We start from the raw sequence: 26,499 nt of genomic DNA, 5'->3' as shown, positions 1-26,499 counted from the left end.
ATGAGCGCGTTTAAAGAAGGCGACCCCACCACCCTCAACCGGCTCTACGGCCGCAGCCAGGGCAAGCCGCTGCGCGCGTCGCAGCAGGAACTGGTCGACAAATTGCTGCCGCAGATCGCGGTACCCGCGGATGGTCCGGTGACGGCGGAACGCCTGTTCGGCTTCGATCGCCCCTTGCATTTCGAAATCGGCTTCGGCGGAGGCGAGCACATGGCCGAGCGCGCCGACATGCTGCCCGACCACGGCTTCATCGGCGCCGAACCGTTCGTCAACGGCGTGGCGCAGGCGCTGACGCATGTGCGCGACCGGACGCTGGCCAATGTCCGGATCCAGCATGGCGATGCATTGGAAGTGCTGCGTCGCGTGCCCGATGGTGCGCTGACGATGGTCTATCTGCTCCACCCCGATCCCTGGCCCAAGAACAAGCACGCCAAGCGGCGGATGATGAACGATGGCCCGGTGCGGATGATCGCCGACAAGCTGAAGCCCGGTGGCGAATTTCGCTTCGGTACCGATCACGCGGTCTATCTGCGCCATGCGCTGATGGTGATGCGCCGCTTTACCGATGAATTCGAATGGGTCGCCGAAGGCCCTGCGAGCTGGCAGAACCGCCCCTCCGGCTGGCCCGAGACGCGCTACGAGCACAAGGCCCGCACAGTCTACGACCACGAAGTCTGGTACTTTCGCTTCCGCCGGAAATAGCACGAGGCCGCCCGGTCACCCGGACGGCCTCGCGGGTCAGAATCTCTGCGTCAGAAACGCAGGCCGAGCCCGGCCACGACTTGGTCGGTCGTCGCGTCGCCGACATCGCCGCCGATGTCGTCATATTGCGACCGGCGGTATTCGAGCCGGCCTTCGAGCGGACCGGGCAGCTGGACCTGCAAGCCCCCGCCGAAGCGCAGCCCGTTGGCATTGTTGTCGAGATCGTCGAGCGAACCGGCGCTGGTAAAGGACTTGGTGTCGAGCGCGGTATAGCCGACCTTGCCATAGGCGGCGATGCCCGGCGTCACCGCGAAGCCGGCGCGGGCCCCGATGTAATACTGGCCGTCGGCATCGAGACCGTCGCGGGCCCCGCCGAAGCTGTCGGGGAACTCCGTCGAGCCGCCGCTGGTCGACAGTTCGCCTTCGACGCCGATGAAAGCGCTGCCGAGCGAGAGGTCGTAGCCGGCGGTAATGCCATAAACTGCCGAATCGGCATCGGCGCTCACGCTGGCATCGCCCGATTCGACGTCGAGCCCTTCGTAACCGGCAAGCGCGCCGACATAGAAGCCGCCCGGGGCCACGTTCTGCGCCTGTGCCATTGCGGGGGTGGCAAGCATGCCCGAGGCGATTGCGACCGTTGCGATTGTCTTTTTCATCTTGTTATCCTTTCGCGTGCGCTTGAATGCACGTCGGCGGCGGTTGGCGAAGCCGCGCTTGCGCCCCGCTGAACCAATCGGCGGCCCGGGGCCTGCCAGCGATGGTGCGGGCACTTATTCGACCAGCGGTTTTGCCAATCCCACCAATGGCAGGCTAGCCGGGACCCGAAGAAGAGAGAGCCGATGGAGGATATGGCGATGGCAGACAGGACGATTTTCATTCTCGGGGCATCGCGCGGTATCGGGCTGGGCCTGGTGAAGGAGTTCCTTGCGCGCGGATGGCAGGTCGTCGCGAGCGAGCGTTCGCGCAGCGACGCGTTGCACGCGCTGGAAAGCGAGGCGCTGCGCATCGTGAGCTGCGACGTCACCCGTCCCGACAGCTACGCCGATTTCGGCTTCGAGGATGGGCAGTTCGATGCGCTGGTGATCAACGCAGGCATCACCGGCGCGCGCCACCAGGATGCGATGCAGGCGACTGCCGACGAGGTGGCGGACGTGATGGTGACGAATGCCTTCGGCCCCGCGCGCGCGGCGCGGACGCTGCTGCCCGCGCTCAGGGACGGCGGGACACTGGCGGTCATGTCGTCGCTGATGGGATCGATCTCCGATAGCTCGGGCGGGTACGACCTGTACCGCACCAGCAAGGTCGCGCTGAACATGCTCGCCAAGGGCGTGGCCGAACAACACGCCGCCGCACGCGGCATCGCCGTGCTGGCGCTGCACCCGGGCTGGGTCCAGACCGACATGGGCGGGCCGCAGGCCAAGTTGACGATCGACGAGAGCGTCAACGGCCTCGCAGACGTCGTCGACGGCGCGAGCGGCGCCAGCTTCCGTTTCGTCGACTACAAGGGCGACGAACTGGCGTTCTAGCCTATCCGACCACCCCGGCGCTGGCGAGCACCGCCAGCGTCAGCACATCGGGCGCAATGGCGGTCATCGGCGCGATCTGGACCGGCTTTTCCGAGCCGATCATCAGTGGCCCGATGGTCGTTTCGCCGCCCAGTTCGCGCAGCAGCTTGGCCGACAGGTTGGCCGACTGCAGGCCCGGCATGATCAGCACATTGGCCGGACCCGACAGGCGGCTGAAGGGATAGAGCGCCATGACCTTGGGATTGAGCGCCGCGTCGGGGGCCATTTCGCCTTCATATTCGAAATTCACCGAATCGTCGGCATCGAGCAGCGCCACCGCATCGCGGATATTGCCCAGCCATTGGCCCGACGGATTCCCGAAGGTCGAATAGGACAGGAAGGCAACGCGCGGTTCGTGCCCCATGCGCCGCGCCACCGCCGCGGTCTCGCGCGCGATGTATGCGAGTTCGCCCGCCGAGGGACGCTCGTTCATCGTCGTGTCGGCGAGGAAACTGGTGTGGTTCTTGCCCACCATCATGTGGATTCCGAAGGGCGTCGCACCCGGCTTCGCATCGAGCACGCGGCCCACCTCGCGCGCAGTCTGGCTGAAGGTACGGGTCAGGCCGGTGATCATGCCCTCGCCATGCCCCAACGCGACCAGCAGTGCTGCGAAAACGTTGCGTTCCTGGTTGACCATGCGGGCGACGTCGCGCTCGGTATACCCGCGCCGCTGCAAGCGCTTGTACAGATAGTCGACCATCGCCGGGACCTTGTCCGACACGTTCGAATTCTCGATGATCCAGTCATCGGGATCGTCGACTGCCAGTTCGCGCAGCTTCTCGAGGACCTTTTCGGTCCGACCGACCAGGATCGGCTCGCCGTAACCGAATTCGCGGTACTGGATGGCGGCGCGCAGCGCGACGTCTTCCTCCGCCTCGGCAAAGACCATCGGCTTGGGGTTGGCGCGGGCGAGGTCGTAGATATTGGTCAGCGCCGCGGTCGTCGGGTTGAGCCGCGCCTTGAGCTTGTGGCGATATTCGTCGAAATCGGCGATCGGCGCCTGCGCCACGCCGCTGTCCATCGCCGCCTTGGCCACCGCGCTGGAAACGACTTCCATCAGCCGCGGGTCGAACGGGGCGGGAATGATGTAATTCTCGCCGAACTGGTGCGTCACGCCGTAGGCGGCCGCCACTTCCTCGGGCACGCGTTCACGCGCGAGTTCGGCAATGGCCCGCGCTGCGGCAATCTTCATTTCCTCGTTGATCGCGGTTGCCTGCACGTCGAGCGCACCGCGGAAAATGAACGGAAACCCGAGCACGTTGTTGACCTGGTTGGGGTAGTCGCTGCGCCCGGTGGCGATGATCGCATCGGGGCGCACCGCCTTGGCTTCCTCGGGCATGATCTCGGGCACCGGGTTGGCCATGGCGAAGATGATCGGTTTGTCCGCCATGTGCTCGACCCATTCGGGCTTGAGCGCACCCGCCGCCGAGAGCCCGAGGAAGATATCCGCGCCGTTGAGCGCTTCTTCGAGGCTGGTGGCTGCGGTTTCGACAGCATGCGCGCTCTTCCACTGGTCCACATTGTCGCGTCCCGGGGTGATCGGGCCCGACCGGTCGCACACGATCACGTTTTCGTGCCGCACCCCCATGGCCTTGATCAGCGCGGTGCAGGCAAGCGCGCTCGCCCCCGCGCCGTTGACCACCATTTTCACATCCTTGAGATCGCGCCCGGTGAGATGGCATGCATTGATCAGGCCGGCCGCCGCGATGATCGCGGTGCCGTGCTGGTCGTCATGCATCACGGGGATGTTCATCCGCTCGCGCAGTGCCTGCTCGATGATGAAGCATTCGGGCGCGGCGATGTCTTCCAGATTGATGCCGCCGAAGGTGGGCTCCATCAGGGCCACCGCCTCGATGAACTTGTCCGGGTCTTCGGTATCGAGTTCGAGATCGATCGAAATCGACGTCGGCGAAGCGCTTGAAGAGCACCGCCTTGCCTTCCATCACCGGCTTCGACGCCAGCGCGCCGAGATTGCCAAGACCGAGGATGGCGGTGCCGTTGGAGATGACAGCCACGAGATTGGACCGCGCGGTATAGCGCGCCGCATCCGCAGGATTGGCCGCAATCGCTTCCACCGGAGCAGCGACGCCGGGCGAATAGGCCAGGCTGAGGTCGCGCTGGCTGCCCATCGGTTTCGAGGCGATGATCTCGATCTTACCGGGGCGGATCGTCTCGTGGTAGAACAGCGCCTCACGCGTGGTGAATGCGGATTTCTCGTCGGCCATGTGTATCCTCGTGTCGCTGCAGTTCGCCCCTAACCGCTCGCGCGGCGAAGTCATAGGGGAAAGGGTGCCCCGGGCGACTCCCGAATCGGCGGCGGCCCCGCTAGGCCCGCTTCATGTCCGGCAAGCCCACTCCGATGATGCAGCAATATCTCGCGCTCAAGCGCGAGGCAGGCGACGCGCTGCTGTTCTACCGCATGGGCGATTTCTTCGAACTGTTCTTCGAGGACGCCCGGATCGCCGCCGGCGTGCTCGACATCGCGCTGACCACGCGCGGCGAACATGACGGCGAACCCGTGCCGATGTGCGGGGTGCCCGTGCATGCCGCCGAGGGCTATCTCGCACGGCTGATCAAGGGCGGCTGCCGGGTCGCGATCGCCGAACAGACAGAAACGCCCGACGAGGCCAAGGAACGCGCACGGCGCGAGGGCACCCCCGTCTCCAAAAGCCTCGTCGCGCGCGATATCGTGCGGTTCGTCACTGCGGGGACGCTGACCGAGGAAGCGCTGCTCGAACCGCGCCGCGCGAATCTGCTGGTGGCGGTGGCTCCGCTGCGCGACAGCGTCGGGCTGGCGGCATGCGATATCTCGACCGGACGCATGGAACTGGAGGAATGCCCGATCGCCGCGCTTGATGCAGCGCTGGCGCGACTGGGCGCAAGCGAGTTGCTCTCCCCCGATGACTGGCCGGATGCCCCAGCCGACATCATCGCCCGGCCGCGCAGTGATTTCCGCAGCGAAGACGGCGAAGCCCGGCTCAAAACGATCCACCAGATCGCCACGCTCGACGGGCTGGGCGACTTCTCGCGTCCCATGCTTGCTGCAGCGGCCGGGCTGATCGCCTATCTCGAGCATGCAGGGCGCGGCACGCTGCCCTTCCTCCTGCCCCCGGTCGCACGCGGCAGCGGAGCCCATCTCGCGATGGATGCAGCGACCCGCGCCAGCCTCGAGATTCTCGAAGCGCAGGGGGGGGGGCGCGCCGGCAGCCTGATCGCCTGTATCGATCGCTGCGCGACCGGCGCGGGCGCGCGGCAGCTGGCCGAAGATCTGTCCGCCCCGCTTGCCGATCGCGGCGCCATCGAAGCCCGTCTTTCCAGCGTCCAGCATTTCCACAGCGACCCGCTACTCCGCGCGGACGTGCGCGGCGTCCTGCGCCAGGCCCCCGATATCGGCCGCGCACTCGGACGGCTGGTCGCCGGGCGCGGCAGCCCGCGCGATCTGGGCCAGATCCGCGATGGCCTTGCCGAAGCACGGCGGGTGCGCGACATGCTCGGCGCCAGCCCGGACCTTCCCGCACTGCTGGCGGACATGTGCGAGGCATTGGGGGGCCATGCGGCGCTGGTCGACCATCTGGCGCGCGCGCTGGTCCCCTCGCCGCCGACCGAACGCAGCCAGGGCGGTTTTATCGCTGCGGATTACGATCATGCGCTCGACAGCCTGCGCGAAACCAGCGGCAACGCCCGCAAGGCCATCGCCGCGCTCGAAGCCAGGTACCGCGATGAGACCGGTACGCCGTCGCTCAAGATCAAGCACAACAAGGTGCTCGGTTATTTCATCGAAGTGCCTGCCAAGCATGGCGACAAGCTGATGGCAGCGGACAGCGGTTTCACGCACCGCCAGACGATGGCCGGCGCCGTGCGGTTCAATTCGATCGGCCTGCACGAGGAAGCGACACGGATCGCCGAAGCGGGCGCGCATGCGGTGGCCGCCGAAGAAGCGCATTTCGAAACACTGGTCGGTGAAGTGATCGAAGCCCGCGAAGCGATCGCCGCCACCGCCGCCGCACTTGCGCGGATCGACGTGGCGGCCGCGCTTGCCGAACGGGCGGTAGAAGGAGACTGGGCGCGCCCCGAGATGCGCGACGAGCCCTGCCTCGAAATCGTCGGCGGCCGGCACCCGGTGGTCGAAGCCGCGCTGGCGAGGAGCGGCGAACGTTTCGTCGCCAATGATTGCACCCTGGCGCAGGCAAACCGCCTGTGGCTGATCGGCGGCCCCAACATGGGCGGCAAGTCAACCTTCCTGCGCCAGAACGCGCTGATCCTGATGCTGGCCCAGGCAGGCAGCTATGTCCCTGCAAATTCGGCCCGGGTCGGTTTGGCCGACCGATTGTTCAGCCGCGTCGGGGCAAGCGACAATCTGGCGCGCGGACGGTCTACGTTCATGGTCGAGATGGTCGAAACCGCGGCAATCCTCAGCCAGGCGACCGAACGCAGTTTCGTGATCCTCGACGAGGTCGGGCGCGGCACCAGCACCTATGACGGCATGGCGCTGGCCTGGGCGGTGGTCGAAGCGGTGCATGAACAGCTGCAATGCCGCTGCCTCTTCGCCACGCATTATCACGAACTCAGCCGACTGGCCGAGGCCTGCGACGCGTTGAGCCTGCATCATGTGCGGGCGCGCGAATGGAAGGGCGATCTCGTCCTGCTGCACGAATTGGCGGCGGGCGCTGCCGATCGCAGCTACGGCCTGTCGGTCGCCAAGCTGGCCGGTGTGCCCGCACCGGTAATCAAGCGGGCCAAGGCAGTGCTCGACAAGCTCGAGAAGGGCCGCGAACAGACCGGCGGGCTTGGCGCCGGCCTTGGCGACCTGCCGCTTTTCGCAGTCACCGCACAGGCAGAAGAAGCTCGACCCGACCCGCTGCGCGAGGCGATCGAGCAGATCGACGTCGATGCCCTCTCGCCGCGCGAAGCACTCGATACGCTCTACGCCTTGCAGACCACGGCCCGGGAAACGGACGCTTAACCGCGCTGCCCTATACCGGGGCGATGGATGACGGACTGCCCCCCGGATTGCTCAAGAAACTGGCGCTCGTCGTCCTGTTTCTGATCGGCGTAGTAATCCTCATCGGCGGGGAGAACGATCCCGGCGTGATCGCGCGTATCAGCGACGCGCCGCCCGGGCAGGGCGAATTTGCGGATCGTGCGCCCGAGCCCTTGATCGATACGGATGTGCCCGCGCGGCGGGAGCAGCGGTCCTCGCAAGACGATGCGGCCCTGTCCGCATGGTATGCCGAAGATGCACCGACGGAGCCTGCAACACCGGAACCCTTCGTCCCCGAACCGTTCGATGACAGCTATCTGATAGAAGACGCCGAGCCCCTGGTAGGCGCGCGGCCCAGCACGCTCCCCGGCCCGCCCGCGCGAGACGCCGAGCCGGTCGAGATCGTGAATTAGGATAGGAACCGCCCCCGCGATCCGCGATTGATATCCCATGGCTCAGGATGATCCCCCCGAAGATCCCGACAAGTCGACCGAGTGGGCCGAGGTCCGCACCGACCTTGCCGAGGATCGCAACATCATGGCGATGGAACGGACTTTCGCCGGCTGGATGCGCACTTCTTTTGCCGCGATCGGTATCGGGCTGGGCTTCAAGGCGGTTTTCGGGGCGTTCGATCCGCCGTGGCTTGCCAAGGCGATCGCCACGATGTTCATCCTGGCCGGCGGCTGGCTGGCGATTACCGCCGAACGCCGCGCTTGCCACACGCTCGACAAGCTGCAGACGCACAAGTTCGAGGCCATCTCGACCCCGAACTTTCGTGCGCTTGCCTATGCCATCGCCGCCGGATCGCTCGTGCTTACCGCGGGGCTCTGGGTGCTGAACGACGGTGCCATCTCCGGATAGCGAGGCCGCCGGAATCAGCTGCCGTCGGATGGCAAATCGGGGTCGACCTTGGCCGATTTGCCGTATTTGTCCTCATTGTCGTCGTGGTTGTCCTCGCCGCGATAGGCCGACATGTCGATCCGGCCCGAGCTTTCCATGTCGCGCATGTGGTCGATCGTGTCCTGCGTCGAATCGCCCATCAGGCCGCTCTTGTTGTCGCCCTTCGTGCTCTCGGTCGGCGATGATGTCTCGGTGGTGACCCCGCGGGCTTGCTCGGCCACTTCCTGCGCCTGCATGCGGTGATCGTCCTGCTCGTCATTGTGGGTTTCGGGCGCGAGGCCGGCCTGGCGCTGTTCCTGGCTGCTTATCTTCTTGTCGGTCATGCGTAGTCTCCTTTGCCTGACCAACGGTGGGCGGGGCCGCGCGGTTCCTGTGGAGGTCCGATGGTGGGGAGCAGCCTGCCCGTGTCCCGTCACGGATTCTCTTTGCGTGCGCTAGCGGCATCCGCCGCTATCTTGCTGCTGCACCAGCCCACACCCCCGCCCGGCCACCCATAAAATAACGTGCCGTGGGTGGCCGGGAGGGGGCGTGGGCTGGTGCCGAGAGGTCAGGACGGATGTCCTGACCGCACCCACAAACTATCTCGTCGGAACCGGCTCCTCGCCCGAGTAGTCGTAGAACCCGCGGCCCGTCTTGCGGCCGAGCCAGCCGGCTTCGACATATTTCACCAGCAGCGGTGCGGGACGGTACTTGGCATCACGGGTGGTCTTGTAGAGCACCATGATGATGTCGAGACAGGTATCCAGCCCGACGAAATCGGCCAGTTGCAACGGGCCCATCGGGTGGTTGAGGCCGAGGCGGCAACCCTTGTCGATATCTTCGATCGCGGCGGTCGACTGGCCCAGCACGAACACCGCCTCGTTGATCATCGGCAGCAGGATACGATTGACGACGAAGCCGGGCTCGTCCTGCGACAGGACCACTTCCTTGCCCAGGCTCTCGGCAAAGGCGGTGGTGCGGTCGGTGGTCGTCTGCGCGGTCGCAAGGCCGGGGATGACCTCGATCAGCTTCATCACCGGCACCGGATTGAAGAAGTGCAGCCCGATAAAGCGCGCGGGATCAGGCGCATAATTTGCCATGCGCGTGATCGGGATCGAGCTGGTGTTCGACGCCATGATGGCATCGGCGGCGAGGTACTGGCCAGCCTTCTCGAAGATCGCCTGCTTGATCGCTTCCTTCTCGGTCGCCGCCTCGATGATCAGGCTGGCGTCCTGCATCGGCGCGTAATCGGCGACCGGGGTGATGCGCCGCAGCGTCGCTTCGGCATCGGCGATCTCGATCTTGCCCTTGCCGACCAGCTTGCCCAGCGCCTTGTCGATCCCGGCGTGTGCCTGCTCGGCGACCTCCAGGCTGACATCGGCCAGCAGCACATCGATGCCGTTCGCGGCCACGGTCTGCGCTATTCCCGAACCCATCTGGCCCGCACCGATGATGGCAACCGTATTGTTCATCGAAATTTCCTTCGCGTCTGCAGCAACGGCGCTGCACTAGCGAAGGCGCGGAGCGCTGGCTAGCGCCTCAGCGGTTGGCGCCAGGCACCCACTTCACGTCGGCGCGGCCATCGTCATTGGCAACGCGCGCGAGTACGAACAGATAGTCCGACAGGCGGTTGATATAGGCCAGCGCGTGGCGGTTGGTCAGATGCTGCGCCGCCATCGCCGTCATCGCGCGTTCGGCGCGCCGGGCTGCAGCGCGGGCGACATGCAGCCGTGCGGCCCCTTCGCTCCCGCCGGGGAGCACGAAACTCGTCAGTGGTTCGAGCCGCGTATTGGCCTCGTCGATCGCCTGTTCGAGCCACGCGGTCTGACCTGCAACTATCCGCAGCACCATTTCCGAAGGGGCGAAATCGTCATTGTCACCCGCCGGCGTCGCAATATCGGCGCCGAGGTCGAAGAGATCGTTCTGAATCCGGTACAACGGGTCCGCGAACGGAGTGTCCGCCAAGGTAACTGCGGCGAGGCCGAGCGCCGAATTGGCTTCGTCCACAGCCCCGATCGCTTCCATCCGGGTATCGTGCTTGGGCAGGCGCGAACCATCGACAAGACCCGTGGTCCCGTCGTCGCCGGTACGCGTGTAGATCTTGTTGAGCTTGACCACGCAGCGCTGCGCCGGATCAGTTCGCGATGGCGAGCAGGACGGCCACCACCACCACGGCCAGCGCCTGGTACTTGATCCGCGCGAACATCATCTTGTTCTGCGTCAGTTGCATGTCGGTCGCGTCGGTCTGCTCACCGCTCTCCAGGTCGATCTTGGTGCTCTTCATGAAGGCGACGATCCCGCGGATGAGCGAGGCCACCACAAGAACCATGAGGATGACGAGGATAATGATGAGGAATGTGTTCATAGCCACACAGACTTAGGCACTCGCGAGCGAAATGCCACCCGGAAAACGGTGCAAGCGCAGTTGCTCTGCAAGCAACAGACCATCCTCACCCGCCTCCCGCCGATCGGCCAGCGAGGGCGAGCCGCGCCGCTTGGCGAGTTTCTGCCCGCTCGCATCCACCAGCAGCCGGTGATGGTGCCAGCGCGGTACGGGCAGATCCAGCAGCGCCTGCAGCACGCGGTGGATCGGCGTAGCTGCAAACAGGTCCTCTCCGCGCGTTACCAGCGTCACACTGTCGGCGGCATCGTCCAGCGTGGCGGCCAGATGATAACTGGCCGGCGAGTCCTTGCGTACGATCACCACGTCGCCTGCCTCAAGCGGGTCGGCCCGCTGTACACCGGCCATCGCATCCTCCCATTCGAGTGGGCCGACATCGGCAAGAGCGCGGGCCATATCAAGCCGCAGCGCGGCTGGCTTGTCCGGCTCGGGCGGGCGGGTCTTGCAGGTTCCGGGATAGACCGCGCCTTGCGAGCCAATCCGCGGCCTCAGCGACTCGATCTCGGCGCGGGTGCAGGTACAGCGATAAAGATATCCGCGCGCAAGCAGCTCCTGCGCGGCAGCGGCATAGGTCGCGAGCCGGGTCGATTGCGCGGGCACTTCTTCCCATTCGAGCCCGAGCCACGCGAGATCGCGGCGAAACGCTTCCGCCAATTCGGGGCGCGAGCGCGGACCGTCGATGTCTTCGATCCGCAGCAGGAAACGCCCGCCGGCCCGTTTTGCAAGATCATGCGCGACCACTGCCGAGTAGGCGTGGCCCAGATGCAACGGGCCATTCGGACTGGGGGCGAAGCGGGTTACGGTCATGCGGTCCTGGCGAGGTCAGCTCGAAACGGCGCGGGTTGCGGACAAGTTTGTGGATAGCCTGTCTGTAACAGGCTTGACGCTTTTCCTTGCAAGTGCATTTTCTAAGTCATCGGGGAGGAACGCACGAGTGTTCAGGGCCGAACTGCTTGAACGGGCCGCTAGGTTCCGCAGTAGCGAAGATGATCCGACGCGCAATCTGCAGTCGTGCCCTTCGCTCGTCCTCAATGCCGACTTCACGCCGCTATCCTATTACCCGCTCAGCCTGTGGCCGTGGCAGACCGCGATCAAGGCGATCTTTCTCGACCGGGTGGATGTGATAGCCACCTACGAGCGCGAGGTTCACTCACCCTCGCTCGACATGAAGATCCCCAGCGTCATCGCGCTCAAGCAGTATGTGAAGCCCAGCGAGTTTCCCGCGTTCACGCGTTTCAACCTGTTCCTGCGCGACCGCTTCAGTTGCCAGTTCTGCGGGGCGATGAACAATCTCACCTTCGACCACGTCATCCCGCGCCGGCTGGGCGGCAAGACCACCTGGGAGAACATCGCCACCGCCTGCGCACCGTGCAACATGAAGAAGGGTGGCCGCACACCGAGGCAGGCGGGCATGCAGCTCGCCAGCGAACCGATCCGCCCGACCCATTGGCAGCTGCAGCAGCACGGCAAGATGTTCCCGCCCAACTATCTCCACGAAACATGGCGCGACTGGCTCTACTGGGATATCGAACTGGAGGCGTGAAGAAGCGGTCAGCTTGGCCGATCTCGCCAGGCTCCCAGAGCATGCGGATCAGGTCACCGCAGCTCGCTCGCGGAACTCGTCGCGCTGCCATTCGCCGCTTTCGAGCACTTCGGCCAGGTGCCGTGCGGCTTCGGCCATGTCCTCGAAGCGCAGATAGGCGGGCGCAAACCCGAAACGCAGGATATCGGGATCGCGAAAATCGCCGATGACGCCGCGCGCGATCAGCGCCTGGCAGATCGCGTAAGCCTCTGCATGGCGGAACGACAGCTGGCTGCCACGCTGGGCAGGATCGGCAGGACTGACGAGATCGAGCGTGACACCGCGTTCGCCAAGGCACTGGCGAAAGAATTCGGAGAGCGCCTGCGATTTGACGTGGAGTCTCTCGACCCCGATTTCCCCGATCAGATCGACCCCCACTTCGAGCGCCGCGAGGCCGAGAATCGGCGGCGTTCCGCACTGGAGCCTGTCGATCCCCGGCGCGGGTTCGTAATCGTCGCTGAAGGCGAAGGGGGCGGCGTGCCCGAACCAGCCGGTGAGCGGCTGCCGCGCACTTTGCAGGTGCCGTTCGGCGACAAAGGCATAGGCCGGTGCGCCCGGCCCGCCATTGAAGTATTTGTAACCGCAGCCAACCGCGAAATCGGCTCCGCACCCGCCAAGATCGACCGGCAGCGCGCCGCCCGAATGCGACAGGTCCCACAGCACCAGTGCTCCCGCTTCATGCGCCGCCCGGGTCATGGCGGCCATGTCGAACACTTCGCCAGTCTTGTAATGCGCGTGGGTCAGCAGCAGCAGCGCGACGTCCTCGTCCAGCGCGCAGGCGAGCTGTTCGCGCGGGGCCAGTTGCCGCTTGGCAAGGCCCTGCTTTTCCAGCCCCTCGATCATGTAGAGATCGGTCGGGAAATTGCCCGGCTCGCTCAGAACGGTCTTGCGGCCCGGGCGCATTTCAAGCGCCGCGGCAATCAGCTTGAACAGGTTCACACTGGTGGAATTGCAGGCAATGACCTCATGCGGTGATGCCCCGATCAGCGGCGCGATCTTGCCGCCGATCCGGAGCGGCCAATCGATCCAGTCGGCGGTGTTCCAGCTGCGGATAAGGCCCTCGCCCCACTCCTCGCGCACGACCTGTTCCATGCGAGCGGGCGTAGCTTTCGGCAGGCAGCCCAGCGAATTGCCATCGAGGTAGATGACGCCTTCGGGCACGATGAACCGATCGCGGAAGCCCGCCAGCGGGTCGCCAGCGTCGAGGATACGCGCGCGCGAATTCATCGGTTCATGCATCGGGCAACTCGCGCAGAATGGCGCGGGTCAGGCCAGCATCGCCGCCCGCTATCTTCAGCGGCAGCGCGATCAGTTCGTAACGCCCTTCCGGAACCCCATCGAGCACCAGCCCTTCGAGAATGCGCATGTCATGCTCCAGCACCGCCCGGTGGGCATCCATCGTCTTGCTGTCCTGCGGATCGACACTGGGCGCATCGGTCCCGACCAGCTTGACACCCTGCAACGCCAGCCATTCGATCGCTTCGGCATCGATCGCGGTGAAACTGGCGTCCCATTGCTCGTGCGGGAAGGTTTCGAACGTGCGGAACAACACGCGGTCGGCGCTTTCGATATGCGGCAGATCGCCGACCGAAACCCTGCCACCGGTGACCCGCGTCGCATCCACCACCAGGCATTCCCCGATGTAGGGATCGAGCGCAACGCTGGCGATATCGGGAGCGGAAGCGGAATAATGCAGCGGTGCATCGCCATGCGTGCCCGAATGCGTGCTCATGGTCATCCGCCCAACATTGACGGGCGATCCATCCTCCATCTTCCATGTGCGATCGAATGCGAAAGCGGCGTCGCCCGGCCAAACGGGCAGTCCGGGGCGCAGCGTCTGCGAGATGTCCCAGATACGCCGGGGGCTCTTCCAGCTGCTCATAATGCGGTCCGCACGCTCAGGAGTTCGGGAAAGAAGGCGGCTTTCAGCACGCCCGCCAGATAGGGCACGCCGGGGGTGCCGCCCGTGCCTTTCTTGAAGCCGATGATCCGTTCCACCGTCTTGAGATGGCCGAAGCGCCAGCGCTGGAAATGATACTCCAGATCGACGAGCTTTTCGGCCAGTTCGTAGAGGTCCCAATAGGCTTGCGGATCGCGGTAGATCTCGGCCCATGCCGCCTCGACCGCGGGCGCATGCTCCCACGCCCTGGCCCGGTCGCGCTCGAGCACGCTGTCGGGAATGGCGAACCCGCGCCGCGCCAGCAGCGCGATCGCTTCGGCATAGATCGATTTGCGGGTGAGTTCCGCTTTCAGACCCTCGGCCACGTCGGGCGTCGCCTCGTGCATGGTGACCATGTCCGGATTGCGTCCGCCAAGCAGGAATTCCATCATCCGGTACTGCGCGCTCTGGAACCCGCTCGATCCGCCCAGGTGTGGCCGGATGGTCGAATAGTCATGCGGGGTCATCGTGCTGAGCACATCCCAGCTCTGGATCAGCTGTCCCTGCGCACGCGCCACGCGCGCGAGCATCTTGAAGGAGGGCCGCAGGTCGTCAGCCCGGATGCATGCGCGCGCCTTGGTCAGCTCGTGCAGGCACAGCTTGAGCCACAGCTCGCTCGCCTGGTGGACGATGATGAACAGCATCTCGTCATGCGCTTCGGACGCGGGATGCTGCGCCGCGAGAATGCGCTCGAGATCGAGGTAGCTGGAATAGGTAACATCGGATGCCATGCCCGTTGCCCTAGCGTGCATCGGTCACCGATGAAACTACCCCTCGATCACCTGCGTGTGCGGATGATGCTTGTCGAGGTGGCGTTTGACGATGCGCAGGTTCTTGGTGTTCGAGCGGTAGACCACGTCGAATGCATCACCGATGATCGGCACGGCGCCGACCGCGCTGTCGATGCCGATATTGCCGATCATGCGCCACAGCTTCCACCGCGGTAGGCCGAGGTTCTTGGCTTCCCACACGATGTAGCCCGCGAGCGCTGCCGTCACGATATCGCCGATGACGGGGACAAAGCCGATGATCGTATCGAGCCCGATCGGATATTTGGTCCCCGGTACGACAAGGCTGCGTTCGAGCAGGTGCTCCATCGCCTCGATACGCTTGCGGATCGACACCGGATCGGTGCCGGTCGGCAGTTCCATCCCCAGGGGACGCGGGCGGTCGCGATTGTCCATGGCGGGTTAGATGGGGGCCCGCGAGAGCGGGAACAAGGGATGGATGTTCCACGGGTTTTCGGCGAACGCCTCGATATCGGCGCGTACCAGCGACCAGCGGATCGGCGCGCCGAGCGGGATGTAGCGATTGATGGCCAGCAAGGCGGTTTCGGCCTCGTAGAGATAGGACGCCGCCTCGACCCCGTCGCGCGCGTCGAGCGCCAGCGATACGAGATAATCGGCATCCTCGCTGCAGGCGCCCCGGCTCACCGCGCAGTTGAACTGGTTGAGGAACCAGCGCGGCGAGGCGTAGCGCGCCACGCGGTCGCGCAGCACGATATCGGCGGCGTCGGGTTCCGCCGCGCGCTGGGTCGACACGCCGATGGCGGCCAAGTTTTCGCTCAGCCCGTCAAACAGCAGGTCGGAGCCCGGCCCGCGTGGCAGATGGATGCGCAGCTGAGGCCCTTCGCCGCTGTCAGCGCGCCACCGGGCGACGCGCTGGCGGGCCTCGGTCCGCCGCTGTTCCAGCGTCATCGCTTCCCAACGTTCGGCGGGTGGCTGCGCAATCGTCGACAGCGCGACCGGGACGATCCGCGTCGATGCCGACCAGCCGCCGATATTGAACGGCTGCATCAGCGCCTCGCGATCGATCGCCATGGCCAGCGCTTCGCGGTTGGCCGCGCTTCCCAGGAACCCCTCGGGGCGCCGGATCTCGAGACCGAACAGCCCGATTGCCGCATCGAGCCGCACATTGCCGCGCGACAACGGCCCGCTGTTGGCGAGCGGCAGCGAAGCCAGCCTTCCGCCGAGCACCAGGTCGAAGCGGGCCTGCGCGAAGCCCTCGGTCGCGTCCTCGGCATCGGTCGCATGGACCCGCAGCACGCGAATGGTGTCTTCCCATCCGGGCTGCTCGGGCAGGCCGCGCAATTCGGGCGGCAACGGCGCCAGCAGGCGCGAGCCGTCCTGCATGTCACCGCGCATGAGGCCGACGGGTTGATCGCCGAATTCGATGCCCAGTTCCGGCTGGGCCAGCAATTGCAGGAAATCGGGCATCGGACTGGTCAGCCGGATTTCGATCACCCGCCCGGTCATTGCGCGGATATCGCGGATCTTGGCGAGATCGAGCCCGAGCGTGGTGCCCTGCAATTGTCGCACACGTCGCTGGAGCGCATCGCGCACCGCCTGCGCCGTCAGCCGATCGCCGCCCGCGAGGTCGAATTCGTTGATCCGGAAGATGTAACTTGCGCCGCCATCGGTGACGATCCAGCGTTCGGCCACGCCCGGCACGACTTCGCCCCGCGGATCGAGCCGCACCAGCCCGGTCGACAGCGCGCCGCGCACATGCTGGCCCGCATAGCCCAGCCGCACGCCCTGCGCTTCGAGTTCGGTAGGATCGGCAATGAAGGCAACATCCACCACGCCGTCGTCGCCGCCGGCGCTACAAGCGCCGAGCGCTGCGAACAGGAGCGGGAAAAGCCAAACGCGCATCATCGCCGGTTAGCAGGCTGCGCTTGCGGCGTCAGCCAGACAATTACAGTTTGCGCAGGCGGCGCTCGTCTTCGGAAAGCGGAGATGCGGCGGAGGTCGACCGCAGATAGGCGGGCGTATCGGTCTTGGTGCCCACCGGGGCACGCACAATCTTGGGGTCGATCTCGGTTTCGAAGGCGACTCCGAACCGGTCGTCCTGCGCCCAGGCGACATTGCCCTTGATCGTGCCGACATTGCGCAATTCGATGCCGACCCGGTCGCCGCGGGAAATCGCCATGCCGCCGGTTTCGGCCATCATCCCGCCAGCCGACAGATTGCGCACCTTGACGCGCACCGGTTCGGCCTGACCGTCGAGGGTCAGCTGCGCGAACAGAAACAGGCTGTCGCGACCAACATTGCGCGTATCGACCGAGGACATTGCTTGCGTCGTATCCCTAGATGCATTTCCCGGAACATCCACGATAGTCCCGGAACGGTCTGCACGCTAGGCTGGAGACCTAAAGAATTGGTTAGCGTGCGCTCAATCGTCGCGCGAAATCTTCTCGCGCCGTTCGTGCGCTTCCTGTGCTTCGACCGTCATGGTCGCCACCGGACGCGCGATCAGCCGCTTGAGGCCGATCGGATCACCGGTGACTTCGCACCAGCCATATTCGCCTTCGTCGATGCGCCGGAGCGCGGAATCGATCTTGGAGATGAGCTTGCGCTGACGGTCGCGCGTACGCAGTTCGATGCCCCAGTCGGTTTCGGACGAGGCGCGGTCGTTGAGGTCGGGTTCGCGGATCGGACCGTCCTGGAGCGACTGCAACGTCTGTCCGGCCGCATCGTGGATCGATTTCTTCCACTCCAGCAACAATACGCGAAAGTACTGCTGCTGCCGCTCGTTCATGTATTCTTCGGTATCGTCGGGAACGTAGTCGTCACCCACCGCAGCGCGTGCCTTGGCCAGCTTCCCGTTCTCATTTGCCACAGAGGCCATTGAGGACCCTCTTACCTGGTCGATTTAGACATCGGAACATGCCGCCCTGTCGGCCCGGATTTTTCCGGCGCTCCGAATGACCCGCTCGGCGCGTGCCTATAGGCAAGCGCCTGCGGGCACACAAGCGCCAATCCCGCACATCACCGAAATGCGTCCCACAGGACCAAAAACACGCTGCCAGCACCCGCGCCGCCCCGGAAAGAATCGCGAATTAACCATTTCTTGACCATAATTTGACCAATTCTATCGCGTCCGGCACCTGAGCCGGTCTTGTTGGGGGAATGACCATGCAGCTGACCAGTATCGAAGGCGGCGGTGGCGAGATCATCCAGAGTGAAGACGGTGCGGCGCTGATCGCCGAATATCTGACCGAATACGAAGGCGGCGCGATCGGTGCGCTCTACAGCCTTGGAGTGGCATTCTCGGCCGGCAGCAGCGGCGTGGAATGCGATCTGATCGAGGCGCACAAGTGGTTCAACATCGCGGCATCGAAGGGGCATGAGGAAGCCAGCTGGTGCCGTGCCGATATCGCCGAGGAAATGACCGCGCGCGAGATTGCCGAAGCCCAGCGCCGCGCGCGCGAATGGCTGGCCGACAGCAGCCGCAAAGCCGCCTGAGCGCTAATCTTTCCTGAACGGGGTCCGCGTCGCCAGATAGTTGCGATCGGCTGCAACACCCGCGCGCTCGCGTTCGAGGAAATCCTCTACCGCGCTGCGGAAACCGGCATCGGCGAACCAGTGCGCGGAAACCGTTTCCACCGGTTCATACCCGCGGGCCAGCTTGTGCCCACCCTGCGCGCCGGCTTCGACCCGCGCCAGGCCCAGTTCGATCGCTGCCTCGATCGCCTGATAATAGCACAATTCGAAATGCAGGAAGCGGATGTCGCGCGTGCAGCCCCAGTAACGGCCGTACAGCGCATCACCGCCGATGAAATTGAGCGCACCCGCCACCGGCTCGCCGTCCTGCAGTGCCAGCACCAGCAGGATCTTCTCCCCCATCCGTTCGCCCAGCAGATCGAAGGCCGCGCGGGTCAGATAGGGTGTTCCCCACTTTCGCGCGCCAGTGTCCTGGTAGAACGCCCAGAACGCATCCCAGTGTTCGGGCCGGATATCGCCGCCGCGCAGGTGGATGATGTCGACCTCTGCCTGCGCGGCGGCGCGCTCCTTGCGCAGGTCCTTGCGCTTGCGTGAGGCGAGCGTGGCGAGGAAATCGTCGAACCGGGCGAACCCGCGGTTGTGCCAGTGGAACTGGATATCGCTGCGCAGCATCCATCCGGCCTCTTCGAACAGCGGATGCTGCGATGGTTCGATGAAGGTCGCATGCGCCGAAGAAAAACCGTTCTGGAGGCACAATTGTCCGGCAGCGGCCAGCAGCGGCGCAACGAGCGCCTCATCCGAGAGGAGCAGCCGCGGGCCGGTAGCAGGCGTGAACGGGGCGGCGATCTGTAGCTTGGGATAATAGCTGCCCCCCGCCCTTTCATAGGCATCGGCCCAGCTATGATCGAAGACGTATTCGCCTTGGCTGTGCCCCTTCAGATAGGCGGGCATGGCGGCCAGCAGCGGGCCGTCCTGCGTACTGATAACCAGCGGTGCGGGCTGCCAGCCGGTGCCGTGACCGACGCTGCCCGAATCTTCCAGCGCAGTCAGGAATTCATGGCTGACGAAGGGGTTGTCCGCTCCCGCCAGGGCGTTCCATTCGGCGCGCTCGAAAGCGCCGACCGAACCACTGACGCGGGCGGCCAGGTCGCCAGGCGTGCCAGCCTCGCTCATGCCACCCCCTCGCCCTCGGCGATCGGCGCATCGGCATGCAACGCCGCGATTTCGCGTAGCGTGGGTGTATCGACCGTCCAGGTCAGCACCGGCAGGCCGGCATCGCGCAACGCGGCGACCATCGGACTGGGCAGAGCCGCGACATGGTAGGCGATGAATTCGGGCCGCGCCGCCCGCACCACGAGCCGCCGCTGCCAGCCCTTTTGCGTCTGCCCCTTTTCGTCCTCGCGCATGACGAGGCCCTGCACCGTCTGCGGCGCATGCCGGCGGAACCAGCGCGAAACCCGTGGGTCGAAGCTCATCACCGCATGCGGCCCCGAATAGCCCGCGAGTGCATCGCGCACGGCTTCGCAGCTTTGCGCCACATCGTAGCGCCGGCGCGACTTGATCTCGATCAGCAGCGGCACCTGACCATCGACCAGCGCGAGCAGATCGTCGAGCCGGGCAAGCTTGTGTTCGGTATCGAGGAAGGCCAGCTGCGCCAGCTCTTCGGCCGAATATCCCGCCGTCGGACCGCTGACCCCGGTCAGCCGGTCGAGTTCCCAGTCGTGCATCAGGATTGCCGCACGGTCCTGGCTGCGCTGGATATCGCATTCGATACCCATTCCCCGCTCCATCGCTCCGGCAAAGGCGGCGAGCGAGTTCTCCGGCACGCCGTCGCTGTGGAGCCCGCGGTGGGCGTAGCTCCAGTCGCGCAGCCACCCGACCCGTGCCGGATCGGGTGACGGCGCCAGATGACGATCAAGCCTTGAGAGCAACGATCGCATCGACCTCTACCGCGGCATTCAGCGGGAGCGCAGGCACGCCCACCGCGCTGCGCGCATGTTTGCCCGGATCACCGAACACTTCGTACATCAGGTCGGACGCGCCGTTGATGACCTTGGGCTGGTCGTAGAAGTCGGGCGTGCAGGCGACGAAGCCGCCGAGCTTGACGAAATGCGCCACCCGCTCGATCAGCCCGGCGGCTTCGAGCTGCGCCAAGATCATCAATCCGCAGGCCCGCGCGGCTTGCTGGCCCTGCTCTAGCGTGACGCCCTCGCCCAGCTTGCCGGTGACCAGTTCGCCATCGACGAAAGGCAGCTGGCCCGAAACAAAGGCAGTATGGCCATCAACCACCACCGGCTGGTAGCTGGCCACGGGGGCAGCGGCATGCGGAAGCGCGATGCCTCTCGCGCGGAGACGATCGTGGATGCTCATGCGGGTTCCTTCTCGATTTCGCCCATCAGCCACGGCAGCGCTTCGTCCCAGCTATCGATGCGGGCGTCCGCGTGGCCGGCGGTATGCGCGCAATCGATATGCGGGGCGAGCAGCGGTTCGCCGCACAGATGGAGCGTGGTGATGTTCGCACCCGCCGGGCCAAGCGTTTCGCGGGCCGAGCGGTGATGCTGCGCCAGATCGTCGATGAAAACTGCCTTGCTCGGCCGGTATTCGTCGAGGATCGCCTGCAGCGCGGGACCCTTGGGGCCCTGGTTGGTGAACACGCGAGCGTCGAGCCCGTGGTCGATCAGCTGCGCCCGGCGCATTTCCTGGCGCTTGTCGACGAGATTGGTGAGGATTACGACATCGGCGTGTTCGCGCAGCGCGGCGATCCCTTCGATCGCGCCGGGGATCGGCGTCTGGCGATGCATTTCGGTATCGAAGAAGCCGCCCAGCTTGCGCCAGATTTCCTCGGGCGCGAGGATTTCGCCGCTGTCCTGCCAGCGCAGCGCCTGGGCGAAATCGTTGCCTTCCATGCGGAATTCGACGCCCTGCGTTTCGGCCAGCCAGTCGCGGAAGGGCGCGACCATGTAGAGCAGCACTTCATCGCAGTCGGATATGATCAGTGGGCGGGTCATCTGGACAGCTCCCTGGCCGCAGCGACCAGCGTTTCGGGGGTGGTGTCCAGCGCGTCGGCGGCAAGGACGAGATCGGGTTCGTGATTGGCTAGAAATTCGAGCACTGCAGCCTGAACGCCGCGATCGGTCAGCCCGTTCCGCAATCGCTCCGGCGTGAGGCCGGTCAGCGACAGCAGGCGTTCGGCCCGCTTGTCGTCGGCCAGCGCCCAGCCGAGCGCTTCGAGCGCCAGCACCTCGGGTGGCCGCATTTCGCCATTCGTCGGTTCGCGAATAATTGTCAGCGCTCCCGCTTTTGCATAAGGCCCATGCGCATTCGCATGGAGTCCGCGCCAAGTGGCAAAGAGAATCCTCGTTGTCGAGGACAACGACCTCAATCGTAAGCTGTTCTGTGACGTCCTGAAGGCGAACGGACATGAAGTCGTGCCCGTGGCCGATGGCCGCAACGTGGTGGCGACCGCGCAGCGCTTCGTTCCCGATCTGGTGATCATGGACATCCAGCTGCCGCATGTCAGCGGGATCGACCTGATCGGGCAGCTCAAGGCCGATGCCGCGCTGGCCGGCGTGCCGGTGCTGGCGGTGACCGCCTATGCCGGCAAGGGCGACGAGGAACGGATCCGCGATGCGGGCGCGGCGGACTATCTCGCCAAGCCGGTGTCGATCGGGCCTTTCATGGCGGCGGTGAAAGCGCTGCTGCCCGACTAGCCATGCTTGACAAGCGGCCGTCATAACCGCTTTGCCGGCTGCCACCCCCCGCCCGCACCCGTGCGGGCCGCAACGCGATAGAGAACTGGACCCGATATGGACCGCACCGCCGTCGACGCCAAAATCCGCGAACTGGCCGAGCCTTTCAACAAGAAGGGCGTCGAGATCACCGAGGGCACCACCTTCGCCAACGATCTGGAATTCGACAGCCTGACGGTGATGGACTTCGTTGCCGAGATCGAGGACGAATTCGACATCATCATCTCGATGAACCAGCAGGCCGAGATCGAGACCTACGGCCAGCTCGTCGATGCGGTCACCAAGCTGCAGGCCGCCTGATGAGCCGCGGCATCTCGCAATCCGACCAGCCGATCGAGCGCAGCGGCAACGGCACCGACCTGTTCTCGAAGTTCGACGACATCATCGCACTGCGCGAGGGCCTGCTCGCGAGCGGGCAGGAAGACCCCTTCAGCCTAGTGATGGAAAAGGTCCTCTCGCCGACCCGCGCGATCTGCAACGGCCGCGAGACGATCCTGCTCGGCACCTACAATTACATGGGCATGACGTTCGATCCCGACGTAATCGAGGCGGGCAAGCAGGCGCTGACCGACTTCGGCAGCGGGACCACCGGCAGCCGCGTGCTCAACGGGACCTACCAGGGCCACAAGGAGTGCGAAGACGCGCTGCGCGAATTCTACGGCATGGATCACGCCATGGTCTTCTCGACCGGCTACCAGGCCAATCTCGGGATCATCTCGACCATCGCGGGCAAGGGTGACTACATCATCCTCGACATCGACAGCCACGCCAGCATCTGGGACGGCTGCGCGATGGGCAATGCCGAGGTCGTGCCGTTCAAGCACAACGACATCGAGGCGATGGAAAAGCGGCTCAAGCGCATTCCCGAAGGCGCGGGCAAGCTGGTGATCCTCGAAGGCGTCTATTCGATGCTGGGCGATGTCGCCCCGCTCAAGGAAATGGTCGCGATCGCGAAGCAGCACGGCGCGATGGTGCTGGTCGACGAAGCGCATTCGATGGGCTTCATCGGCGAGAACGGCCGCGGCGTGGTCGAACAGGCCGGCGTGATGGACGATGTCGATTTCATCATCGGCACCTTTTCGAAGAGCGTCGGGACGGTGGGCGGGTTCTGCGTCTCCAACCACCCCAAGTTCGAGATCATGCGGCTGGTCTGCCGCCCCTATGTGTTCACTGCCAGCCTGCCACCGAGCGTGGTGGCGACCGCGGCGACCAGCATCCGCAAGCTGATGCACGGGTCGAACAAGCGCGCGCATCTGTGGGAAAATTCGAAGACGCTGCACAAGGGGCTCAAGGAGCTCGGCTTCGCGCTCGGCACCGACGAACCGCAGAGCGCGATCATCGCGGTGATCATGCCCGATCTGGAACAGGGCGCGGCAATGTGGGAGGCGCTGATCAAGGGCGGCCTCTACGTCAACCTCGCCCGCCCGCCCGCAACCCCGGCCAACATGACGCTGTTGCGCTGTTCGCTCTGCGCCGAGCACAGCGAGAGCGAAGTGGCGCAGATCCTGTCGATCTTCGAGGCCGCGGGCAAGCAGGTCGGGATCATCTGATCCGGAACGAAGTGCCGGGATGGGGCGTCCCATGGTGGAAAAGGAGATTCCACCATGAAGACGACCAATTCAGGCAGCGCCCGCTATGACGGGCTGGGCAAGGACGGCAAGGGCCATGTCAGCACGCAATCCGGCGCGCTGAAGGACCAGCCCTATGGCTTCCAGACGCGGTTCGAGGATGCCGCGGGCACCAATCCCGAAGAGCTGATCGCGGCGGCGCATGCCAGCTGCTTCACCATGGCGCTGTCGTTCAAGCTGGCCGAGGCCGGCCACAGCGACGGATCGGTCGAAACCGACGCCGAGGTGACGCTGGAAAAAGTGGATGACGGCTTCGTCGTCACCCGCTCGGCGCTGTCGACGCGCGGCAAGGTGCCCGGGCTGGACCAGGCGAAGTTCGAGGAACTGGCCGCTGACGCCAAGGCCAATTGCCCGATCTCGAAACTGCTCGACGCCGAGATCACGCTGGAAACCAGCTTCGCGAACTGAGCGACAGCGATAGCGGCGCGGGCGGCCAGGCGCTGCCCGCGCTTGGCCGCTGCGGCAATCAGCCCCGCGGCGCGCGGTCTTCGAGCGGCGCGGGATTGGCGCACGGCCCGCCCGCATCATCCTCGCCGCCGCCGAGCTGGGTCAGCACCAGCACACCGCCGACCACCAGCACCACGAAGACTGTGGTCACCGTGCCGAGATATTTGTCGATCACCCGCTTGATCGGCGCACCGAAGACGCGGAACAGGATGCCCACGGTCATGAAGATCAGCGCGCGGGCGAACAGGCTGGACAGCACGAAAGTGACGAGGTTCATGCCGACGAAGCCGGCAGTGATCGTCAGCAGCTTGAAGGGCACCGGCGTGGCGCCGGCAATCAGGATCGCTTCGAAATCATATTCGCGCAAATGGCAGGCCGCTACCGGGAACGCGTCGGTCAGGCCCAGCGCGCCGATCAGCCAGACGCCGACCGTGTCATAGAGCCCCCAGCCGATCGCATAGCCGAGCAGCGCGCCCGCGACCGATGCCAGCGTGGCGACCAGCGCGAACTTCACCGCCTTCTTCGGTTCGGCCAGGCACATCAGCCCGAGCAGCGGATGCGGCGGGATCGGGAAGAAGCTGGATTCGACGAAGCAGAAGAACGCCAGCCAGCCCACCGCATGCGGGTGCGAAGCCTTGTCCATCGTCCAGTCGTACAGCCCGCGCAGCGGTTTCATGATCATGATCTGGGAAATTCCCTCGCATCCCGTGGTGCGCCGGGATTAGGCGAGCCGCCGATTGTAGGCAAGCACGACCATGGAACCTATTTGGTTCTTTTTGATTGACATTGTCACGCTCTTTGGGTACATAAAGCGAACATCGCGATAGTGTGTTTCACCGGCCCACGGGCCGTAGCGGGCGGCCTTCTCACGAGGGCCGCCCTTCGTCGTTTCACGCTGCGCATCATCGGGAGGATCGCATGAAACGTTCGCCGCCTGCGGACCGGCACGCCTGGGAAGACGCGTTCATCGCGGGCTTGCGCGCATATGGCATGGCCAGCCGCGCGGCGCAGGCGGCCGGGGTCAGCGACAGCACACCCTATGCCCGGCGCAAGCGCAGCGCGGCATTCCGCCAGCGCTGGGACCAGACGCTGGCCGATTACCGCGCCCGCCGGCCGGCCAAGCTGCGCAACCGCGCGGACAAGCCCGCCCCGCGCCAGTGGCAGCGCACCTTTCTCGAAGCGCTGTCCGAGACATCGAATGTGTCGGCTTCGGCCAAGCGGGCGCATGTTCCGCCGCGCGAGGCCCATCGCCTGCGCCGCTGCGACAGCGATTTCGCTGACGCATGGCGCGCCGCGCTGTTCGAAGGCTACGCCAATCTGGAGATGGAAGTGCTCGGCTATCTGCGCGACCCGGCCCCGAAGCACCGGATGGATGTGGCCTCCGCGTTGCGGCTGCTTGCCGCGCACAAGGACACGATCGCCGGCGAGCGCGCCACGCGCGCCAATGTCAGCGCGGCCGAGGTGCGCGCCTCGATCGAACGCAAGGTGGAGATTTTCCGCCGCCAGATCGCCAACCGCCGCGAGCCTGCCGCCGATGAACGGTGAACCCACCCGCCCGGGCTTGTTCGCGCGGGCCCGCAGCGCAGCACGCGACGCCTTCGTGGCCGGGCTCGACCAGGCCGAACGCAATGAATGGCCCTATGACTTCCGCAACACGGCGCATGACGGGCAATTGCCGCCCGAGTGCGACTGGCGGATCTGGCTGATGATGGCCGGTCGCGGCTTCGGCAAGACGCGTGCGGGTGCCGAATGGGTTCGCGATATCGCCGAAACGAACCGCGGCGCACGGATCGCGCTGGTCGCTGCATCGCTGGGCGAGGCGCGCGCGGTAATGGTCGAGGGCGACAGCGGGATCCTCGCCTGTTCGCCGCCCGACCGGCGCCCTGCCTACGAACCCTCGCTGCGCCGGCTGCGCTGGGCCAATGGCGCGCAGGCGACGCTGTTCTCCGCCGCCGAACCCGAAAGCCTGCGCGGTCCGCAGCACAGCCATGTGTGGTGCGACGAGCTGGCCAAGTGGAGCAACGCCCGCCGCCGCGCGATTTCGGCGTGGGACAATCTGCAGCTCGGGCTCAGGCTGGGTCCGAACCAGCAAGTGCTTGCCACCACGACACCGCGTGCGGTTGCCCCACCGGGGGTTCGACGATCGACGTCGAAGCGCGAGCGGCGATCGGAGCGATTATCGATGCAATTGCAACACTGTCGATTATTCGCAACGAATGACGGGAACCGCAGGCGGCTGGTATCGTTCGGCTGTCACGGGAAGGGATCCCGGTTGTGGAACCCATTCTCATCGCGCAGGAAAAGCGGCATTCTTGCCACAGGTCCTGCCGATTGTTTTCTTGCCACCTTATGGGTTGAAAGTTAGATACGGTCCACTCGGTGGCTCCAAATCGCAAAAAGGGG

32 protein-coding genes and 1 pseudogene are annotated in these 26,499 nt (G+C 65.3%); 13 read left to right on the top strand and 20 right to left on the bottom strand.

The window, feature by feature from the left end:
- Complete coding sequence (locus SJY12_RS11290; RefSeq protein WP_397505395.1) at positions 1 to 702, top strand: tRNA (guanine(46)-N(7))-methyltransferase TrmB; 702 nt, start codon at positions 1 to 3, stop codon at positions 700 to 702.
- 50 nt (positions 703 to 752) lie between these two features.
- Here the strand turns inward: SJY12_RS11290 and SJY12_RS11285 are convergent, their stop codons facing one another.
- Positions 753 to 1,358, bottom strand: a complete 606-nt coding sequence (locus tag SJY12_RS11285; RefSeq protein WP_397505394.1) for an outer membrane protein — start codon at positions 1,356 to 1,358, stop codon at positions 753 to 755.
- 198 nt (positions 1,359 to 1,556) lie between these two features.
- Here SJY12_RS11285 and SJY12_RS11280 point away from each other — a divergent pair, with 198 nt between their 5' ends.
- Complete coding sequence (locus tag SJY12_RS11280; protein ID WP_397505393.1) at positions 1,557 to 2,228, top strand: SDR family NAD(P)-dependent oxidoreductase; 672 nt, start codon at positions 1,557 to 1,559, stop codon at positions 2,226 to 2,228.
- A gap of 1 nt (position 2,229) precedes the next feature.
- Here SJY12_RS11280 and SJY12_RS11275 read toward each other — a convergent pair.
- A pseudogene (locus SJY12_RS11275) lies at positions 2,230 to 4,492 on the bottom strand (NADP-dependent malic enzyme).
- A gap of 113 nt (positions 4,493 to 4,605) precedes the next feature.
- Between SJY12_RS11275 and mutS the strand changes: the two are divergent.
- Genes mutS through SJY12_RS11260 form a run of 3 tightly spaced genes read left to right on the top strand, consistent with a single transcriptional unit; the run spans position 4,606 to position 8,109 of the window.
- On the top strand, positions 4,606 to 7,230 hold the full coding sequence (gene mutS / locus SJY12_RS11270; RefSeq protein ID WP_397505392.1) for a DNA mismatch repair protein MutS: 2,625 nt from the start codon (positions 4,606 to 4,608) through the stop codon (positions 7,228 to 7,230).
- Positions 7,231 to 7,277: 47 nt separating this feature from the next.
- A complete protein-coding gene (locus SJY12_RS11265) occupies positions 7,278 to 7,661 on the top strand; it encodes a hypothetical protein (protein WP_397505391.1) in 384 nt (127 codons plus the stop codon).
- A 37-nt stretch (positions 7,662 to 7,698) separates the two neighbouring features.
- Positions 7,699 to 8,109 carry a YidH family protein gene (locus SJY12_RS11260; protein ID WP_050600469.1) on the top strand — a complete coding sequence of 137 codons (411 nt, stop codon included), beginning with the start codon at positions 7,699 to 7,701 and terminating at the stop codon, positions 8,107 to 8,109.
- A gap of 14 nt (positions 8,110 to 8,123) precedes the next feature.
- Here SJY12_RS11260 and SJY12_RS11255 read toward each other — a convergent pair whose 3' ends face one another.
- The 5 genes from SJY12_RS11255 to gluQRS form a co-directional block, all read right to left on the bottom strand.
- Positions 8,124 to 8,471, bottom strand: coding sequence for a hypothetical protein (locus tag SJY12_RS11255; RefSeq protein WP_397505390.1), 348 nt, complete (start codon positions 8,469 to 8,471; stop codon positions 8,124 to 8,126).
- Between the two features lie 255 nt (positions 8,472 to 8,726).
- Positions 8,727 to 9,599 carry a 3-hydroxyacyl-CoA dehydrogenase NAD-binding domain-containing protein gene (locus SJY12_RS11250; protein WP_050600471.1) on the bottom strand — a complete coding sequence of 291 codons (873 nt, stop codon included), beginning with the start codon at positions 9,597 to 9,599 and terminating at the stop codon, positions 8,727 to 8,729.
- 67 nt (positions 9,600 to 9,666) lie between these two features.
- Positions 9,667 to 10,245 (bottom strand): cob(I)yrinic acid a,c-diamide adenosyltransferase, encoded by a 579-nt coding sequence (locus tag SJY12_RS11245; RefSeq protein ID WP_050600472.1) that lies wholly within the window; start codon positions 10,243 to 10,245, stop codon positions 9,667 to 9,669.
- A 16-nt stretch (positions 10,246 to 10,261) separates the two neighbouring features.
- Positions 10,262 to 10,492, bottom strand: coding sequence for a hypothetical protein (locus SJY12_RS11240; RefSeq protein WP_397505389.1), 231 nt, complete (start codon positions 10,490 to 10,492; stop codon positions 10,262 to 10,264).
- 12 nt (positions 10,493 to 10,504) lie between these two features.
- Positions 10,505 to 11,335, bottom strand: a complete 831-nt coding sequence (gene gluQRS, locus SJY12_RS11235) for a tRNA glutamyl-Q(34) synthetase GluQRS (protein WP_397505388.1) — start codon at positions 11,333 to 11,335, stop codon at positions 10,505 to 10,507.
- A gap of 127 nt (positions 11,336 to 11,462) precedes the next feature.
- Between gluQRS and SJY12_RS11230 the strand changes: the two genes are divergently transcribed.
- Complete coding sequence (locus SJY12_RS11230; RefSeq protein WP_050600475.1) at positions 11,463 to 12,071, top strand: HNH endonuclease; 609 nt, start codon at positions 11,463 to 11,465, stop codon at positions 12,069 to 12,071.
- 48 nt (positions 12,072 to 12,119) lie between these two features.
- Here SJY12_RS11230 and kynU read toward each other — a convergent pair whose 3' ends face one another.
- From kynU to dksA, 7 genes are all read right to left on the bottom strand, one after another.
- Positions 12,120 to 13,337: a kynureninase gene (kynU, locus tag SJY12_RS11225; protein ID WP_397506702.1), complete on the bottom strand. Its 1,218-nt coding sequence runs from the start codon at positions 13,335 to 13,337 to the stop codon at positions 12,120 to 12,122.
- A 4-nt stretch (positions 13,338 to 13,341) separates the two neighbouring features.
- Positions 13,342 to 13,992 (bottom strand): arylformamidase, encoded by a 651-nt coding sequence (gene kynB, locus SJY12_RS11220; RefSeq protein ID WP_050600476.1) that lies wholly within the window; start codon positions 13,990 to 13,992, stop codon positions 13,342 to 13,344.
- On the bottom strand, positions 13,989 to 14,780 hold the full coding sequence (locus tag SJY12_RS11215) for a tryptophan 2,3-dioxygenase (protein ID WP_050600477.1): 792 nt from the start codon (positions 14,778 to 14,780) through the stop codon (positions 13,989 to 13,991). The genes kynB and SJY12_RS11215 overlap by 4 nt, the downstream gene beginning before the upstream one ends.
- Before the next feature lie 36 nt (positions 14,781 to 14,816).
- Complete coding sequence (locus tag SJY12_RS11210) at positions 14,817 to 15,233, bottom strand: DUF4112 domain-containing protein (protein ID WP_050600478.1); 417 nt, start codon at positions 15,231 to 15,233, stop codon at positions 14,817 to 14,819.
- A gap of 6 nt (positions 15,234 to 15,239) precedes the next feature.
- Complete coding sequence (locus SJY12_RS11205; RefSeq protein WP_397505387.1) at positions 15,240 to 16,700, bottom strand: ABC transporter substrate-binding protein; 1,461 nt, start codon at positions 16,698 to 16,700, stop codon at positions 15,240 to 15,242.
- Between the two features lie 43 nt (positions 16,701 to 16,743).
- Positions 16,744 to 17,118 carry a PilZ domain-containing protein gene (locus SJY12_RS11200; RefSeq protein ID WP_397505386.1) on the bottom strand — a complete coding sequence of 125 codons (375 nt, stop codon included), beginning with the start codon at positions 17,116 to 17,118 and terminating at the stop codon, positions 16,744 to 16,746.
- Between the two features lie 102 nt (positions 17,119 to 17,220).
- Complete coding sequence (gene dksA / locus SJY12_RS11195; RefSeq protein ID WP_050600480.1) at positions 17,221 to 17,676, bottom strand: RNA polymerase-binding protein DksA; 456 nt, start codon at positions 17,674 to 17,676, stop codon at positions 17,221 to 17,223.
- Positions 17,677 to 17,963: 287 nt separating this feature from the next.
- On the opposite strand from dksA, the gene SJY12_RS11190 reads away from it, so the two are divergent.
- Complete coding sequence (locus SJY12_RS11190) at positions 17,964 to 18,293, top strand: sel1 repeat family protein (RefSeq protein ID WP_050600506.1); 330 nt, start codon at positions 17,964 to 17,966, stop codon at positions 18,291 to 18,293.
- 3 nt (positions 18,294 to 18,296) lie between these two features.
- Here SJY12_RS11190 and SJY12_RS11185 read toward each other — a convergent pair whose 3' ends face one another.
- The 5 genes from SJY12_RS11185 to SJY12_RS11165 are packed head-to-tail and all read right to left on the bottom strand — an operon-like array spanning position 18,297 to position 21,528.
- Positions 18,297 to 19,445: a GNAT family N-acetyltransferase gene (locus SJY12_RS11185; protein ID WP_397505385.1), complete on the bottom strand. Its 1,149-nt coding sequence runs from the start codon at positions 19,443 to 19,445 to the stop codon at positions 18,297 to 18,299.
- Positions 19,442 to 20,212: a glycerophosphodiester phosphodiesterase family protein gene (locus SJY12_RS11180; protein WP_397505384.1), complete on the bottom strand. Its 771-nt coding sequence runs from the start codon at positions 20,210 to 20,212 to the stop codon at positions 19,442 to 19,444. Before SJY12_RS11180 ends, SJY12_RS11185 begins: the two co-directional genes overlap by 4 nt.
- On the bottom strand, positions 20,187 to 20,642 hold the full coding sequence (locus SJY12_RS11175) for a RidA family protein (RefSeq protein WP_063505015.1): 456 nt from the start codon (positions 20,640 to 20,642) through the stop codon (positions 20,187 to 20,189). Before SJY12_RS11175 ends, SJY12_RS11180 begins: the two co-directional genes overlap by 26 nt.
- On the bottom strand, positions 20,639 to 21,280 hold the full coding sequence (locus tag SJY12_RS11170; protein WP_063505014.1) for a hypothetical protein: 642 nt from the start codon (positions 21,278 to 21,280) through the stop codon (positions 20,639 to 20,641). Before SJY12_RS11170 ends, SJY12_RS11175 begins: the two co-directional genes overlap by 4 nt.
- Positions 21,277 to 21,528 (bottom strand): DUF3572 family protein, encoded by a 252-nt coding sequence (locus tag SJY12_RS11165; RefSeq protein ID WP_063506332.1) that lies wholly within the window; start codon positions 21,526 to 21,528, stop codon positions 21,277 to 21,279. Before SJY12_RS11165 ends, SJY12_RS11170 begins: the two co-directional genes overlap by 4 nt.
- A gap of 85 nt (positions 21,529 to 21,613) precedes the next feature.
- Between SJY12_RS11165 and SJY12_RS11160 the strand changes: the two genes are divergently transcribed.
- From SJY12_RS11160 to SJY12_RS11145, 4 genes are all read left to right on the top strand, one after another.
- On the top strand, positions 21,614 to 21,982 hold the full coding sequence (locus tag SJY12_RS11160) for a response regulator (RefSeq protein ID WP_063512417.1): 369 nt from the start codon (positions 21,614 to 21,616) through the stop codon (positions 21,980 to 21,982).
- A gap of 96 nt (positions 21,983 to 22,078) precedes the next feature.
- Entirely contained in the window at positions 22,079 to 22,321 is a 243-nt protein-coding gene (locus SJY12_RS11155; protein WP_050600487.1) for an acyl carrier protein, read from the top strand.
- Positions 22,321 to 23,571, top strand: coding sequence for a serine palmitoyltransferase (spt, locus tag SJY12_RS11150; RefSeq protein ID WP_397505383.1), 1,251 nt, complete (start codon positions 22,321 to 22,323; stop codon positions 23,569 to 23,571). The genes SJY12_RS11155 and spt overlap by 1 nt, the downstream gene beginning before the upstream one ends.
- A 54-nt stretch (positions 23,572 to 23,625) precedes the next feature.
- Entirely contained in the window at positions 23,626 to 24,057 is a 432-nt protein-coding gene (locus SJY12_RS11145) for an OsmC family protein (protein WP_050600489.1), read from the top strand.
- A gap of 58 nt (positions 24,058 to 24,115) precedes the next feature.
- On the opposite strand, the gene SJY12_RS11140 is transcribed toward SJY12_RS11145, so the two are convergent.
- Complete coding sequence (locus SJY12_RS11140; RefSeq protein WP_063512946.1) at positions 24,116 to 24,778, bottom strand: YqaA family protein; 663 nt, start codon at positions 24,776 to 24,778, stop codon at positions 24,116 to 24,118.
- Between the two features lie 236 nt (positions 24,779 to 25,014).
- Between SJY12_RS11140 and SJY12_RS11135 the strand changes: the two genes are divergently transcribed.
- The gene (locus SJY12_RS11135; RefSeq protein WP_397505382.1) at positions 25,015 to 25,641 is read left to right on the top strand and encodes a hypothetical protein; all 627 of its coding nucleotides are present in this window, start codon (positions 25,015 to 25,017) and stop codon (positions 25,639 to 25,641) included.
- Positions 25,631 to 26,461 carry a terminase large subunit domain-containing protein gene (locus tag SJY12_RS11130; RefSeq protein ID WP_397505381.1) on the top strand — a complete coding sequence of 277 codons (831 nt, stop codon included), beginning with the start codon at positions 25,631 to 25,633 and terminating at the stop codon, positions 26,459 to 26,461. Before SJY12_RS11135 ends, SJY12_RS11130 begins: the two co-directional genes overlap by 11 nt.
- The last annotated feature ends 38 nt before the right edge of the window (positions 26,462 to 26,499 follow it).

The organism is Qipengyuania sp. R86523 (assembly GCF_044596365.1).
Lineage (GTDB): Bacteria > Pseudomonadota > Alphaproteobacteria > Sphingomonadales > Sphingomonadaceae > Qipengyuania > Qipengyuania citrea.
This window is presented reverse-complemented; position numbering and strand designations above follow the sequence as displayed.